12 protein-coding genes and 2 rRNA genes are annotated in these 14,673 nt (G+C 52.2%); 9 read left to right on the top strand and 5 right to left on the bottom strand.

Going from position 1 to position 14,673, the window contains the following annotated elements:
* Positions 1-186 (top strand): 23S ribosomal RNA (locus WH279_RS10785); the annotation flags it as partial.
* A 216-nt stretch (positions 187-402) separates the two neighbouring features.
* Positions 403-518, top strand: a 5S ribosomal RNA gene (gene rrf, locus WH279_RS10780).
* 123 nt (positions 519-641) lie between these two features.
* Here rrf and mobA read toward each other — a convergent pair.
* Positions 642-1,223: a molybdenum cofactor guanylyltransferase MobA gene (gene mobA / locus WH279_RS10775; RefSeq protein ID WP_339456489.1), complete on the bottom strand. Its 582-nt coding sequence runs from the start codon at positions 1,221-1,223 to the stop codon at positions 642-644.
* A gap of 51 nt (positions 1,224-1,274) precedes the next feature.
* Here mobA and WH279_RS10770 point away from each other — a divergent pair, with 51 nt between their 5' ends.
* From WH279_RS10770 to WH279_RS22735, 5 genes are all read left to right on the top strand, one after another.
* Positions 1,275-1,544: a YihD family protein gene (locus tag WH279_RS10770; protein ID WP_133846484.1), complete on the top strand. Its 270-nt coding sequence runs from the start codon at positions 1,275-1,277 to the stop codon at positions 1,542-1,544.
* Between the two features lie 82 nt (positions 1,545-1,626).
* Complete coding sequence (locus tag WH279_RS10765; protein ID WP_339456488.1) at positions 1,627-2,619, top strand: serine/threonine protein kinase; 993 nt, start codon at positions 1,627-1,629, stop codon at positions 2,617-2,619.
* A 48-nt stretch (positions 2,620-2,667) separates the two neighbouring features.
* Positions 2,668-3,297, top strand: coding sequence for a thiol:disulfide interchange protein DsbA (dsbA, locus tag WH279_RS10760; protein WP_339456487.1), 630 nt, complete (start codon positions 2,668-2,670; stop codon positions 3,295-3,297).
* A 406-nt stretch (positions 3,298-3,703) separates the two neighbouring features.
* The gene (gene polA, locus WH279_RS10755; protein ID WP_339456485.1) at positions 3,704-6,496 is read left to right on the top strand and encodes a DNA polymerase I; all 2,793 of its coding nucleotides are present in this window, start codon (positions 3,704-3,706) and stop codon (positions 6,494-6,496) included.
* A 293-nt stretch (positions 6,497-6,789) separates the two neighbouring features.
* Positions 6,790-6,837, top strand: a complete 48-nt coding sequence (locus WH279_RS22735; RefSeq protein WP_071892919.1) for a spot 42 RNA, inhibition of DNA synthesis — start codon at positions 6,790-6,792, stop codon at positions 6,835-6,837.
* A 92-nt stretch (positions 6,838-6,929) separates the two neighbouring features.
* On the opposite strand, the gene yihA is transcribed toward WH279_RS22735, so the two are convergent.
* Positions 6,930-7,565: a ribosome biogenesis GTP-binding protein YihA/YsxC gene (gene yihA / locus WH279_RS10750; RefSeq protein WP_339456483.1), complete on the bottom strand. Its 636-nt coding sequence runs from the start codon at positions 7,563-7,565 to the stop codon at positions 6,930-6,932.
* A gap of 551 nt (positions 7,566-8,116) precedes the next feature.
* On the opposite strand from yihA, the gene yihI reads away from it, so the two are divergent.
* Both yihI and hemN read left to right on the top strand, forming a co-directional pair.
* On the top strand, positions 8,117-8,644 hold the full coding sequence (gene yihI / locus WH279_RS10745; RefSeq protein WP_339456481.1) for a Der GTPase-activating protein YihI: 528 nt from the start codon (positions 8,117-8,119) through the stop codon (positions 8,642-8,644).
* A gap of 242 nt (positions 8,645-8,886) precedes the next feature.
* The gene (gene hemN / locus WH279_RS10740; RefSeq protein WP_339456479.1) at positions 8,887-10,260 is read left to right on the top strand and encodes an oxygen-independent coproporphyrinogen III oxidase; all 1,374 of its coding nucleotides are present in this window, start codon (positions 8,887-8,889) and stop codon (positions 10,258-10,260) included.
* A gap of 123 nt (positions 10,261-10,383) precedes the next feature.
* Here the strand turns inward: hemN and glnG are convergent, their stop codons facing one another.
* The 3 genes from glnG to glnA all read right to left on the bottom strand — a co-directional run bounded on the left by glnG (position 10,384) and on the right by glnA (position 14,531).
* Positions 10,384-11,793, bottom strand: a complete 1,410-nt coding sequence (gene glnG, locus WH279_RS10735) for a nitrogen regulation protein NR(I) (RefSeq protein ID WP_133846476.1) — start codon at positions 11,791-11,793, stop codon at positions 10,384-10,386.
* 7 nt (positions 11,794-11,800) lie between these two features.
* The gene (gene glnL / locus WH279_RS10730; protein ID WP_200643480.1) at positions 11,801-12,850 is read right to left on the bottom strand and encodes a nitrogen regulation protein NR(II); all 1,050 of its coding nucleotides are present in this window, start codon (positions 12,848-12,850) and stop codon (positions 11,801-11,803) included.
* A gap of 271 nt (positions 12,851-13,121) precedes the next feature.
* On the bottom strand, positions 13,122-14,531 hold the full coding sequence (gene glnA / locus WH279_RS10725; protein ID WP_133846474.1) for a glutamate--ammonia ligase: 1,410 nt from the start codon (positions 14,529-14,531) through the stop codon (positions 13,122-13,124).
* Positions 14,532-14,673: the final 142 nt, after the last annotated feature.

The following is a 14,673-nucleotide window of genomic DNA, read 5'->3' as shown; positions in this document are numbered from 1 at the left end:
GTAGCTAAGTGCGGAAAAGATAAGCGCTGAAAGCATCTAAGCGCGAAACTTGCCTCGAGATGAATTCTCCCTGGGGCCCTGAGCCCCCTGAAGGGACGTTGAAGACTACGACGTTGATAGGCCGGGTGTGTAAGCGCAGCGATGCGTTGAGCTAACCGGTACTAATGACCCGTGAGGCTTAACCTTACAACGCCAGAAGCGTTCTGGTGAGCGTGATGAGAGACGCGAAGAGATTTTCAGCTTGTTACCGGATAAAGAATTAGCGGAAACGAAAGATTTTACGCTGAGGCAAGGCGGAGCCTGAGGCGGCACGAGGGAGCATACTGAAGTATGTGACTGAGAGGCGCGAGGGTGACAACGCTGCATCAGTGAAAAAGATTCGTTTCATGCACAAAGAATTTGCCTGGCGGCTTTAGCGCGGTGGTCCCACCTGACCCCATGCCGAACTCAGAAGTGAAACGCCGTAGCGCCGATGGTAGTGTGGGGTCTCCCCATGCGAGAGTAGGGAACTGCCAGGCATCAAATAAGCAGACAAGCCTCATACGAAAGTATGAGGCTTTTTTGTGCTTTAAATCTGGCGATCATCGCTGATTTGATACGAAAAATCTCTGTTTTGTCAGGGGATTACCTGCCATAAAAGCCTAAATAAGATCTTCCGGATAGTTAACATTGCGAAATGCAGCCTCTGCTCGCTCAAATAAAACACTGTGCCCCCCTGCCTGCTGAAGAAACAGCATCAACTTACGGTCACCGTCCGCCAGATAGCGTTGCAGTGAACCCGCAATACTGCAGTGCAGCAATGCTTGCGTGGGGTGATCTCGCTCTTCTGTGCGTGCCCAGACCGCAGATGCTGTTCCTTTATGCTGCCACAATTTCTGAACCAGATTATCCGGGAGCAACGGTGTATCACAGGAAGTGAATACTACCCATTCCGTTTCTGCCTGTTGCAGTGCTGCCAGCATTCCTGCCAGTGGTCCCGGGAAAGCTGCCAGCGTATCGGATATCACAGGCAACCCGCTCTGTTGATATATCTCAATATTTCGATTGGCATTAATCCATACAGTAGTGACCTGGGGCTGCAAACGCTGCAAAACATGTTGGTAGAGTGGTTTCTTCTGCCACAATATGAGCCCTTTATCTTCCCCTCCCATACGGCTGCCACGGCCACCTGCAAGGATGACGCCGGTCACGGTTTCGCGTTCTGGGGCGGAAATTCGATTCATTAGTTTTATACCCTATGCTTAATGTTGGGTTCTTTATACAGGGACAACTGCATGAAATGCCATCGCCTTAACGAATTAATCAGCTTGCTACAGCCTGCCTGGCAGGATGATCCTGATCTGAATTTACTCGAGTTTTTACAGAAATTAGCCGATGAAGCCGGCTTTAAGCAGCCTGTTAGTGAATTAACGGATGATGTACTGATCTATCATCTCAAGATGCGGGGCAGTGATAAAGATGCTGAAATTCCAGGGTTGAAGAAAGACTATGAGGATGATTTCAAAACAGCATTACTGCGTGCTCGGGGCGTGATTAAGGATTAAATCAGGCGGTTGACCCGCTGCCGCTGCCATTTAATGGTACTCTTGCAGGCTATTATTTATCGATTATCAGCGAGCATGCCGGATGAAAGAACCTGCTTTTAACTTCCACACCCTGACGCCTGATACTATCCTGGATGCGTTGTGGGAGACCGGTCTGCGCGTGGAATCCGGCCTGACGGCGCTAAACAGCTATGAAAACCGCGTCTACCAGTTCTCCGATGATGACAAACGGCGCTACGTGGCGAAGTTCTATCGCCCGCAGCGTTGGTCGCAGGCGCAGATAGAAGAAGAACATCAGTTCGCTGCTGAGCTGTTTGCTGATGAGATCCCACTGGCAGCCCCTCTGGAACTGAAGGGCTCAATGCTGCACCAGCACCAGGGGTTCTGGTTTGCTGTTTTTCCCAGTCTCGGCGGGCGCCAGTACGAAACCGATAATTACGATCATCTGGAATGGGTAGGGCGTTTCCTCGGGCGAATCCATCAGGTGGGCCGCCGGAAAAACTTTGAGTCGCGGCCGACTATCGGATTACAGGAGTACATTGATGAACCGTTACAGATTCTCACCGACAGCACGCTGGTCCCCGCAAAGCTAAAAACTGATTTACTGGCCAGTATCGGGCGTCTGCGCACAACTTTACAAAACTGCTGGCATACTCAGTGGCAGCCTTTGCGCTTACACGGCGACTGCCATCCGGGCAATATATTGTGGCGTGATGGCCCACTGTTTGTTGACCTGGATGACGCGCGTAATGGCCCTGCGGTACAAGATCTGTGGATGCTTATCAATGGCGATCGCCAGGAGCAGCGTCTGCAATGGGACATTCTGCTGGAGGCGTACGGTGAATTCTGTGAATTTGATACTCATGAATTGTCACTGATTGAACCTTTACGTGCTATGCGGATGGTTTATTATCTTGCATGGGTTGTCCGCCGCTGGCACGACCCGGCTTTCCCGGCCAGTTTTCCGTGGATGACGGATGAGGATTTCTGGCGCAGACAGATTTCCACTTTTAACGAACAGAACAAGCTGCTGCAAGAGCCTCCGCTACAGCTTGCACCTGTTTTCCAGGTGTGATCACCCTTTGGTTCGCCTATTGAGATGTAATCAGGAGAGAGTTTGACGATGAAAAAGATTTTATTTGCGCTCGTCGGTATGGTTCTGGCATTCAGCGCTTCTGCCGCACAATTTACCGATGGTCAGCAATACGTCACGCTGGATAAACCGGCTACTGGCGAACCACAGGTTCTCGAATTCTTTTCATTCTACTGCCCACATTGCTACCAGTTTGAGCATGTATGGCATGTGAGTGATGCCGTGAAGAAAGGCCTGCCAGAGAATGTGAAAGTCACCAAATATCATGTTGAATTCCTGGGTGGCGAAATGGGTAAAACCGTAACGCAGGCCTGGGCAGTAGCGATGGCTCTGGGCGTGGAAGACAAAGTAACGGCACCGATTTTCGACGGTATTCAGCAGACGCAAACCATCACGGATCCTGCCAGCCTGAAAGCGGTCTTCGTGAAAGCCGCGGGCATCAAGCCTGAAGAGTACGATTCAGCCTGGAACAGCTTCGTAGTGAAATCACTGGTTGCTCAGCAAGAGAAAGCCGCAGCCGATCTGGACCTGCGTGGCGTGCCAGCGATATTCGTGAACGGCAAATACATGGTGAACAACGGTGGCCTGGATACCAGCTCACAGGAAAACTATGTTCAGCAGTATGCCAACGTGGTGAAATACCTGATTTCTCAGAAGTAAGCCTGCACAGACTTCCCCTAACGCCGGCGATGCCGGCGTTTTCTCTCTCGCCTGGCGAGATAATTATCGTAAAAATGCCCTTTCATCAGTTGGAGATATCGTCTCTTCCTCTGAGCATACCAACTTATATCCACATCAGCCCTATTCCGGGAAACATAAAGTTAATCCTGGTATAAATAAATAAGTAAATGATTATAAACAAAATTTAATTGTGTTTTTAAATGCATTTCCACAAATTCGCTGCTGTTAGTAAATTTACACACAAACTTATCCACAACGTGTCAATGCGAAGCGTAACGCAAAATCACAATTGTCCGTGGATTATTCGCTGTTGAGATTTCATCTTTCATAGCGAGCTGTGGCATCCTTAACGCTAATCAAAAACCAAAGAAGAACGTGACGACTTATGGCTCAAATTGCAGAAAACCCGCTGATTCTGGTAGATGGATCTTCCTACCTGTACCGTGCTTATCATGCGTTCCCTCCGCTGACCAATAGCGCAGGCGAACCCACCGGTGCAATGTACGGCGTATTAAATATGCTGCGCAGCCTGCTGCTGCAATATAAGCCAAGTCATGTAGCAGTGGTATTTGATGCCAAGGGTAAAACCTTCCGCGACGAATTATTTGAAGCGTACAAATCTCACCGTCCCCCGATGCCCGACGATCTGCGTGCGCAAATTGAACCATTGCATACCATGGTCAAAGCGATGGGGCTGCCGCTGCTGGCCATCTCAGGTGTGGAGGCTGACGATGTCATCGGTACGCTGGCGCTGGCCGCAGAGAAAATCGGCAAACCGGTGCTGATCAGCACCGGTGATAAAGATATGGCTCAGCTGGTGACGCCAAATATCACCTTAATTAACACAATGAATAATGCGATTCTTGGCCCGGATGAAGTGGTTGAGAAATACGGTATTCCTCCCTCGTTGATGATTGATTTCCTGGCGCTGATGGGCGACTCCTCCGATAACATTCCGGGCGTCGCCGGTGTCGGTGAAAAAACGGCTCAGGCACTGTTGCAGGGATTAGGCGGAGTGAAGGATATTTACGCCAACCTGGATAAAGTGGCGACGCTGACTTTCCGCGGGGCTAAAACCATGGCCGCGAAACTGGAACAGAATAAGGAAATGGCCCTCCTCTCCTATCAGCTGGCAACGATTAAGACCGACGTTGAACTGGAATTGACCTGCGATCAGCTGACCGTTGAAGAGCCTGCAGTTGAAGAACTGTTGGGGTTATTTAAGCACTATGAATTTAAGCGCTGGATTGTTGATCTGGAAGAAGGCTCCTGGCTGCAAGGCAATAAGAGCCGACCCACTGCCGCAAAAGGCAAAGTGGATGCAACTGTGGCGCCGGATGCCGCAGAAGTCGCTAGCGTGCTCTCTTCCGAAGGTTATGTCACCATTCTGGATGAAGCGACCTTCGATAGCTGGCTGACGAAACTTCAGCAAAGCGAGCTGTTTGCCTTCGACCTGGAAACCGACTCGCTGGATACGCTCAGTGCTAACATCATCGGCCTGTCTTTTGCCACCGCCCCCGGTGAAGCCGCCTACCTGCCCGTTGCGCATGACTACCTTGATGCACCGGACCAGTTAGATCGTCAATCCGTACTGGCACGGCTTAAACCGCTGCTCGAAAACCCCAAAGCGCTTAAAGTCGGGCAGAATCTGAAGTACGACCGTGGTGTGCTGGCAAACTATGATATTGAACTACAAGGCATTCAGTTCGATACCATGCTGGAGTCTTATGCGCTGAGCAGCGTTGTCGGTCGCCATGATATGGATACCCTGGCATCACGCTGGCTGGGCCATAAAACCGTGAGCTTTGAAGAGATTGCTGGCAAAGGTAAGAATCAGCTGACGTTCAACCAGATCGCGCTGGAGCAGGCGGCGCATTACGCGGCGGAAGATGCCGACGTCACACTACAGCTGCATCTGAAAATGTGGCCAGAGTTGCAGAAAGAGCAGGGGCCAAAAGAGGTCTTTGAACAAGTTGAGATGCCGCTGGTGCCGGTCATCTCCCGTATTGAGCGCAACGGTGTGCTTATTGACCAGAATATTCTGGCGGTGCACTCGCAGGAGCTGGGCAGCCGCCTGGCAGAGCTGGAGCTGAAGGCACACGAGCTGGCAGGCGAACCGTTCAACCTCTCTTCGCCGAAGCAGTTACAAACCATCCTGTTTGAAAAGCAGGGCATCAAGCCCACCAAGAAAACCCCGGGTGGCGCACCGTCGACCAGCGAAGAAGTCTTAGCTGAGCTGGCGCTGGACTATCCGCTGCCGAAGGTGATTCTGGAGCATCGTGGTCTCTCTAAGCTGAAGTCCACCTATACCGATAAGCTTCCGTTGATGATCAATCCACACAGCGGACGAGTACATACTTCTTATCACCAGACAGTCACGGCTACCGGGCGTCTCTCTTCCAGCGATCCGAACCTGCAAAATATACCTGTGCGTAATGATGAAGGGCGACGTATTCGTCAGGCATTTATCGCGCCGGAAGGCTGTCGCATTGTCGCGGCTGACTACTCACAGATTGAGCTACGTATCATGGCGCATCTGTCACAGGATAAAGGGCTGCTGACCGCCTTTGCCAGCGAGCAGGATATTCACCGTGCGACAGCCTCTGAAGTCTTCGGTGTTGCGCTGGATAAAGTCAGCGGCGAGCAGCGCCGTAGCGCTAAAGCGATCAACTTTGGCCTTATTTACGGCATGAGTGCTTTTGGTCTGTCACGTCAGCTCAATATTGGTGCCGGTGAAGCGAAGAAGTATATGGACCTCTACTTTGAGCGTTACCCGGGCGTGCTGCAGTATATGGAGAGTACCCGCGAGCTGGCGGCAGAGAAAGGCTATGTTTCGACGCTGGATGGCCGCCGACTCTATCTGCCAGAGATTAAAGCCAGCAATGCGATGCGCCGTAAAGCGGCAGAGCGTGCGGCGATTAATGCGCCAATGCAGGGGACCGCAGCGGATATCATCAAACGGGCAATGATTGCCGTGGATGAATGGTTGAAACCTCAGACCAACGATGACGTGAAAATGATCATGCAGGTACACGATGAACTGGTATTTGAAGTGCGTGCTGATGCAGTCGATAGCGCATCAGCGAAAATCCGTGATCTGATGGAAGGCAGCATGAAACTGGATGTGCCGCTGCGCGTTGATATTGGCGTGGGTGACAACTGGGATCAGGCTCACTAAGTTCATCTTTCCTGTCCTGTGGGCTGATTTTTCTCATTCAATCAGCTCGCAGGATTGCCCCTGCTAACATTGTCGCTTTAAACGGTTCAGCACCTCGCTTCATTCCCTTCCGACAGTAACAATATCTAACCATCTCAGGCACAACACTTTTTTAGTAATTAAGCTACATGATCGACGGCGTTATGTGACATGAGTTGGATAATGCATGTCGTTTTCTGAAAATTAACTACAAAAAACCCTTTTGAGCGCTCAAAAAATGATGTAAAGTTTCAGATGTAGGGTACAGAGGTAAGATGTTCTATCTTTCAGACCTTTTACTTCACGTAATCGGATTTGGCTGAATATTTTAGCCGCCCCAGTCAGTAATGACTGGGGCGTTTTTTATTGGGCGAAACGTAGGGGGCAGGCATGCCTGACCCTGGATGCAGGCGGGTTATTTGGCAGGGATATCGTCTTCGGTTGCCGGAGGAATATCACGATACCAGCTGTCCAGCTTCTGGCTCAGTTTATCCACACCAATTTTCTTGAGTGATGAAAACGCTTCAACATCTACAGTGCCGAGGAAGGTTTTTGCCTCTTCACGAACCGCGTTCAGCTGTGCTTTACGCGCGCCGGATGCCAGCTTGTCGGCCTTAGTCAGCAAAATCAGTACTTCAATTCCGCTCTGTACCGCCCACATCACCATCTGACGATCAAGATCTTTCAGCGGATGGCGAATATCCATCAGCACCACCAGCCCCTTCAGACAATGACGATCGCGCAGGTATTCCGCCAGCGCACGTTGCCATTTGAGCTTCATCTCTTCCGGGACCTGCGCGTAGCCGTAGCCTGGCAGGTCGACCAGACGGTAGCCTTCAGCAACCTGGAAAAGGTTGATCAATTGGGTACGACCAGGGGTTTTACTGGTACGGGCCAGGCCTTTCTGGTTAGTCAGCGTATTCAGTGCGCTGGATTTACCCGCGTTAGAACGCCCGGCAAAAGCAACCTCAATGCCAGTATCGGCAGGCAGGTGGCGGATATCGGGGGCGCTGGTGACAAAATGGGTGACGTGATAATTCCAGCCAGACAAAATAGATACTCCAGGTAAGAAAGGACAATTGTGCTGATTATACCCTGTATAGCGATAAAGCGCCCGGTAAGACACTGCATGATCGCGCGCTGTGAGACATTGACCATTGCCCCTGCGAGCACTCTCTGTATTTTGAAATTAAAAAAATGGATTTTTTACTAATTTTCATAGAGTTGTGAAATAGCCGAAAAAAACAGAGTAAAAATTACTTATGTCACCTTGTTTGCCGGACTGGTTAGTCTACATTTGTAGCCAGAAACAGGATATTTCACTTCAGGATGAAGTGCTCAGGGAGCATCAGGACGATCTCGGGCAGGGAAGGAAATGTGCACAGGCGTGCGCGACAAGGATTCAGGAACGCTCACAGGATTGAGTAAAGGCAAAGGAAAACAGGGATGCTGGCTGCTAATAAGGATGCTGACATTGTCAGTCCTTCTGCGGAAGGTGCTAAAAACCGCGACGGGGTGACCTGCCGCCTTTTTTCTTTGTCTGCTTTCTGCTAGATTTCGCGGCAATTCTATACTGAAGATAAACGTCTGAGAGCAGAAACCATGAAGCAACCTGCACGCACGCCCCAGGATAAAAAACCGGGAACCAAAGTGAAACGTAAAACGCGTGATGAGATTAATCAGGAAGCGCGAGACCGCAAGCGTGATAAAAAGCACAGCGGCAATACTTCCGGCAGCCGGGCTAACCCGGTCACCGAGAGCCAGAAAGGCGCTAACGGCAAACCGGCCAAAGACCCACGTATCGGCAGTAAAAAGCCGATTGCCCTGGGCCCGGATGTGGTTGCCAGCAAGCCGAAGCCTGCACAAGTGGCAAAACCCGTCGTAGAGAAGAAGCCGCGTCTGTCACCAGAAGAAGAACTGGCGCAGTTGGAAAATGACGAGCGTCTGGATGCGTTACTCGATCGTCTGGAAAATGGCGATGCCCTGTCAGCGGAAGAGCAGGCGTGGCTGGATCAGTCACTGGACCGCATCGATGTGCTGATGGAGCAGTTAGGGATTGCCCTGGACGATGACGCCGAAGATGAGCAGGCAGAAGAAGATATGTATCGCCTACTCAAAGGCGGCCAGTGATCCTCTCGTCTCTCTGACGTAACATGAGGCAGCGCAATGTAGCGCTGCCTTTTCTTTGTAGGGTTTTTGGTGATGATTTGGCCTGGATCAATTATTGCGCTGATTCTGCTGTGCTGGCTGGGGGGGTTATTCGTTAAACTACAGCGGCTATCGCGGCTGAAAACCCGGCTGCGCAGCAAGATCGTCAGCCAGCAGCTTCCTGTCACGCGGCGGTCAATGCGACGACGATAAGGGAAGCCGCCATGCAGATGCAGACCACCGAGTGGGACCTCTCGCTCATTCAAAAGTACAATATCGCCGGTCCCCGCTATACCTCTTATCCGACCGCACTGGAATTCCATCAGGATTACGACGAGCCGGCTTTTCTTCAGGCAACGCAGCGCTACCCTGAACGGCCGCTGTCGCTCTATCTGCACATCCCCTTTTGCCACAAGCTATGTTACTTCTGCGGTTGTAATAAACAGGTCACGCGCCAGCAGCACAAAGCGGATGATTATCTGGATGTGCTGGTGCAGGAAATCGCCCTGCGTGCACCGCTGTTCCAGTATCGCACCGTCAGTCAGATGCACTGGGGGGGCGGCACTCCCACCTTCCTCAATAAGGCGCAAATCAGCCGACTGATGGCCTGTCTGCGCCAGCATTTTCACTTTACGGATGATGCTGAGATCTCAATTGAAGTCGACCCGCGCGAAATTGAGCTCAACGTGCTTGATCATTTGCGAACCGAAGGTTTTAACCGCCTGAGCATGGGCGTGCAGGATTTTAACAAGCAGGTGCAGGAGAAGGTGAATCGCGTACAGGATGAAGCGATGATCTTTGCCCTGATGGCGCGGGCGCGTGAGCTGGGTTTTTCCTCCACGAATATTGATCTGATTTATGGCCTGCCAATGCAGACCCCAGAGAGTTTCGCTTTCACCCTGCAAAAAGTGGCTGAGCTGAATCCTGATCGTCTGAGTGTCTTTAACTATGCTCATATGCCCGCTCTGTTCCCCGCTCAGCGTAAAATCAAGGATGAGGAGTTGCCCGGTGCCCTGGAAAAGCTGGATATTTTACGGCAAACCATCGCCACGCTGACCGCGCAAGGGTATCAGTTTATCGGCATGGACCACTTCGCCCGGCACAATGACGAACTGGCTATTGCCCAGCGTGAGGGGGAACTGCACCGCAACTTCCAGGGATACACGACGCAAGGTGAGAGTGATCTGCTGGGAATGGGCGTTTCAGCGATTAGTATGATCGGGGACAGCTATGCGCAAAACCACAAAGAGCTGAAACATTATTACGCAGAAATTCGGGCAGGCAAAACCGCCCTGTGGCGCGGCCTGCAACTGAGTGAAGATGATTGTCTGCGGCGCGATGTGATTAAAAGCCTGATCTGTAACTTCTCGCTGTCATTTGATGCCATCAGCACGCAATGGGGAATTCACTTCCGTGAGTATTTTGCCGAAGATCTGGCTCTGCTAACGCCACTGATGATGGACGGGCTGGTGGAATGCCACGACAACCGCCTTGTCGTCACCGCTAAGGGCCGTTTACTGATAAGGAATATCTGCATGTGCTTCGACCGTTACCTGCGTCAGAAAGCGTCTGGGGGGCAATTTTCGCGGGTTATCTGACTGGACGGGTCGATCGAAAAAAGGGTTGATCGACCTCTACGGCGATCTCGCGGGTATTTACGTGCGAGGATTTTGTCGGGGCGGACCTTCTTTTCCGGGCCGCCCCGATGACGTCACCGGGTGTTATTCCATTCCCAGCTCTTTCAGCTTACGCGTCAGCGTATTGCGCCCCCAGCCCAGCAGACGAGCCGCCTCCTGCTTATGACCCTGCGTATGACGCAGGGCGGTAGTCAGCAGCGTACGCTCCATCTCGGGTTGCGCTTCCGACAGCAGGTTTTGATGACCGGAGCGCAGAGCGCGGTCCGCCCACTGTGCCAGCAACGTCGCCCAGCTGTCCGGCAATGACTGAACCGGGTTTTCTGGCGTCGATGTTTCAAACAGCTCTGGCGGCAGATCCTGGATCAGCACTTCCTGCCCGGCGGCCATCACCGTCAGCCAGCGACAGGTATTCTCCAGCTGGCGTACGTTGCCTGACCAGTGCAACCGCGTGAGCGCGGTTTCCGTTTCAGGATGCAGGATCTTGGCTTCCACACCCAACTCTCTGGCGGCGACCTGTAAGAAGTAACGTGCCAGACGCGGAATATCTTCACGACGTTCACGCAGGGGGGGCAAATGCACACGGATCACGTTCAGGCGGTGGAATAAATCCTCACGGAATTTCCCCTCATGCACGCGCAGCTCCAGATTCTGGTGAGTCGCAGCAATAATACGCACATCCACTTTGACCGGTGCATAGCCCCCGACACGATAGAACTGACCATCGGCCAGCACTCGCAGCAGACGGGTCTGAACATCCAGTGGCATATCACCAATTTCATCGAGGAACAGCGTACCGCCATCGGCCTGTTCAAAACGACCCTGGCGAATCTGATTGGCACCGGTAAACGCCCCTTTCTCATGACCAAACAGTTCTGATTCGATCAGGTCTTTAGGGATCGCCGCCATATTCAGCGCGATAAATGGCGCTTTCGCACGCGGACTGTGGCGATGCAGTGCATGAGCAACCAGCTCTTTACCCGTACCGGACTCACCGTTGATCAGCACGCTGATCGACGAACGCGACAGGCGGCCAATAATACGAAAAACATCCTGCATTGCGGGGGCTTCACCGATGATATCGGTGGTTGGCCCGCTGACGGGCTGATTGCGCGGCTGCTGCTGTTCCTGATAGTGACTGATGGCGCGCTCAACCAGCGCAACGGCTTCATCAATATCGAACGGCTTCGGCAGGTAATCAAACGCGCCCTGTTGATAAGCACTGACGGCAGCATCCAGGTCTGAGTGCGCTGTCATAATGATCACAGGCAGCATGGGGTGCCGCTGTTTGATCTGCTTTAACAGCGCCAGGCCGTCCATACCGGGCATACGAATATCTGACAGTAAAACGTCTGGGGTTTTGGTCGCAAGGGCTTCCAGTACCTCGTTTGCGCTGTCAAACGTTGCGCAGTTTAAACCAGCTCCAGTCAGCGCGCGTTCAAGCACCCAGCGGATGGAGCTATCGTCATCGACGATCCAAACTATCCCTCGTTGCATAGAAACCTCACTGGCGAATAGGCAGGTAAACCGAGAATTCAGTGTGTCCAGGCCAACTGTGGAACTCTATTTTTCCCGAATGCTGATCGATCAGACTGCGGGCAATGGATAACCCCAGCCCGGTGCCGCCTTCGCGGCCGCTCACCATCGGATAAAACAGCGTGTCCTGCAGCTGTGCCGGAATGCCGGGGCCGTCATCTTCAATATCGATGCGTGCCACCAGGCGATAGCGTGTTCCGTGCAGCGTTAACTGGAACGCTGTGCGGGTACGTAAAGTAATCGTGCCGCCTTCTTCACCCAACGCCTGCAGGGCGTTGCGTACTACATTCAAAAGGACTTGTTCTATCTGGTCCGGATCGTGAGGCAGTTCTGGCAGGCTCGGGTCATAATCGCGGACAAGTACGACATTATCGGGCAGTTCCATCGAGACCAGATTCACCACACGTTCAGCCACCTGATGGATGCTCTGTGTAACATGCATACCGGGCTGTTGCGGGCCAAGCAGACGGTCGACCAGATTGCGCAGGCGATCGGCCTGTTCAATGATGACCTTAGTGTATTCCGTTAACGCCGGGTCGGGCAGTGCTCTGGCCAGCAGTTGTGCTGCACCGCGAAGCCCACCCAGCGGGTTTTTAATTTCGTGTGCCAGGCCACGCACTAAATCACGTGCTGCAACCTGCTGCGCATGTTGCAGCTGTTCCTGACTGAGTCGGCGCTGATTATCCATGGGCGCCATTTCCAGCAGAATTAATCCTTCGGGCAGACGTTGCGCGGTGAGCGACATAATGTGCGCACGGCTGTCGACCACCAGGGTCACTTCGCTGTCGGTAAAACCTTGTCCGGCATCCAGACTTTCGAGCATGACCTCAATATTCAGGGAAAAATAACCCATCAGTTCCGGCAGTGGCGTACCAAACAGCTTGCGGGAACTTTGCGCCAGCAGTTGCTGCGCGGCGGGGTTGGCGTAATGAACCACCAACGCACTATCAATCAGTAAGATACTGTTGATCAGTGAATTGAGAATCTGCCCAGCATCGGGCAGCGGGCCAGTTGCCATACAGCGTTCTCCTGAGGTAGTTATGCACCAATTTAGTGCATTATAGCCATAAAACGCGAAAATCGTCTGACATAACCGGGAATTCGTGGTGAAAAAAGCCCATCCTGAGATGGGCTGAAAGTTTCCACGGCAACAAAATCCCAGACGTCTTTCACGCCGCAGCTGTGTTGGCTTCTCTCAGTCACCCGAATCACTTAGCGGACTAAGCTCATCGGGCCTCCTTCGATTGCCGCCTTGCTGCAACATGAAATTCGTCGGGCTTACTTCTAAATTAAACGCTGTAGTACAGTTCGAACTCAACCGGATGCGGAGTCATACGAACGCGGTCCATTTCTGCTTTACGCAGCTCGATATAAGCTTCGATAGCATCGTCAGTGAACACGCCACCACGGGTCAGGAACTCGCGGTCTTCGTTCAGTGCAGCCAGGGCTTCGTCCAGAGAACCTGCAACTTTTGGAATCTCAGCTTCTTCTTCTGGTGGCAGGTCGTACAGGTTTTTGTCCATTGCATCGCCAGGGTGGATCTTGTTGATGATGCCGTCCAGGCCAGCCATCAGCAGTGCAGCGAAGCACAGGTATGGGTTTGCAGCAGGGTCAGGGAAGCGCGCTTCAATACGGCGTGCTTTCGGGCTGGCAACCACTGGGATACGGATAGAAGCAGAACGGTTACGGGCAGAGTAAGCCAGCATAACAGGGGCTTCGTAGCCTGGGACCAGACGCTTGTAGGAGTTAGTGGTCGGGTTCGCCAGAGCATTGATTGCTTTAGCGTGCTTGATCACACCACCGATGTAGAACAGCGCCATTTCAGACAGGCCGCCGTATTTGTCACCCGCGAACAGGTTAGTGCCGCCTTTAGACAGAGACATATGGCAGTGCATACCAGAACCGTTATCACCGAACATCGGTTTTGGCATGAAGGTCGCAGTTTTGCCGTAAGCGTGAGCGACGTTGTGCACAACATATTTGTAGATCTGAATTTCATCAGCTTTTTTGGTCATGGTATTGAAGCGGGTTGCCACTTCGTTCTGACCCGCCGTTGCCACTTCATGGTGATGAGCTTCAACCACCAGACCCATCTGCTCCATGGTCAGACACATGGCAGAACGGATGTCCTGTGCGGAGTCGACAGGTGGCACTGGGAAGTAGCCGCCTTTCAGACCTGGACGGTGACCTTTGTTGCCGCCTTCATATTCTTTACCGGAGTTCCAGTAAGCTTCGATGTCATCGATAGCAACGTGTGAACCTGAAGTGCTGCTGCCGAAACGGATATCATCGAACAGGAAGAACTCTGGCTCTGGCCCAAACAGAACGGTGTCTGCAATGCCAGAAGAGCGCAGGAAATCTTCGGCGCGTTTCGCGATGGAACGCGGGTCACGGTCGTAGCCCTGCATGGTGCCTGGCTCGAGGATGTCACAACGGATGATCAATGTAGAATCAGCAAAGAACGGGTCAATGACTGCGGTGGTTGAGTCTGGCATCAGAACCATGTCGGATTCGTTGATACCTTTCCAGCCACCAATCGAGGAGCCGTCAAACATTTTGCCTTCTTCGAAGAAGTCAGCGTTAACCTGATGAGCAGGGATAGTCACGTGCTGCTCTTTACCTTTGGTATCGGTAAAACGCAGGTCAACAAATTTGACTTCGTGCTCGTTCATCATCGACAGAACATGTTCAGCGGACATACTTAACTCTCCTGGATTTTGTCATTGGCGTCGTGTTTAGAGAACTTCACCGGTGCGCTTTGCGTTTCGCCGCGCTAACTCCGATAATAAAGATCTCTCACAAGCTTACAACCGTTGTGGAAACTGGCGTTTTTCGCTTAAT

The organism is Erwinia sp. MYb375 (assembly GCF_037479175.1).
Lineage (GTDB): Bacteria > Pseudomonadota > Gammaproteobacteria > Enterobacterales > Enterobacteriaceae > Erwinia > Erwinia rhapontici.
Note: the sequence above shows the minus strand (reverse complement) of the source record. Positions and strands in the feature narration are given on the sequence as shown.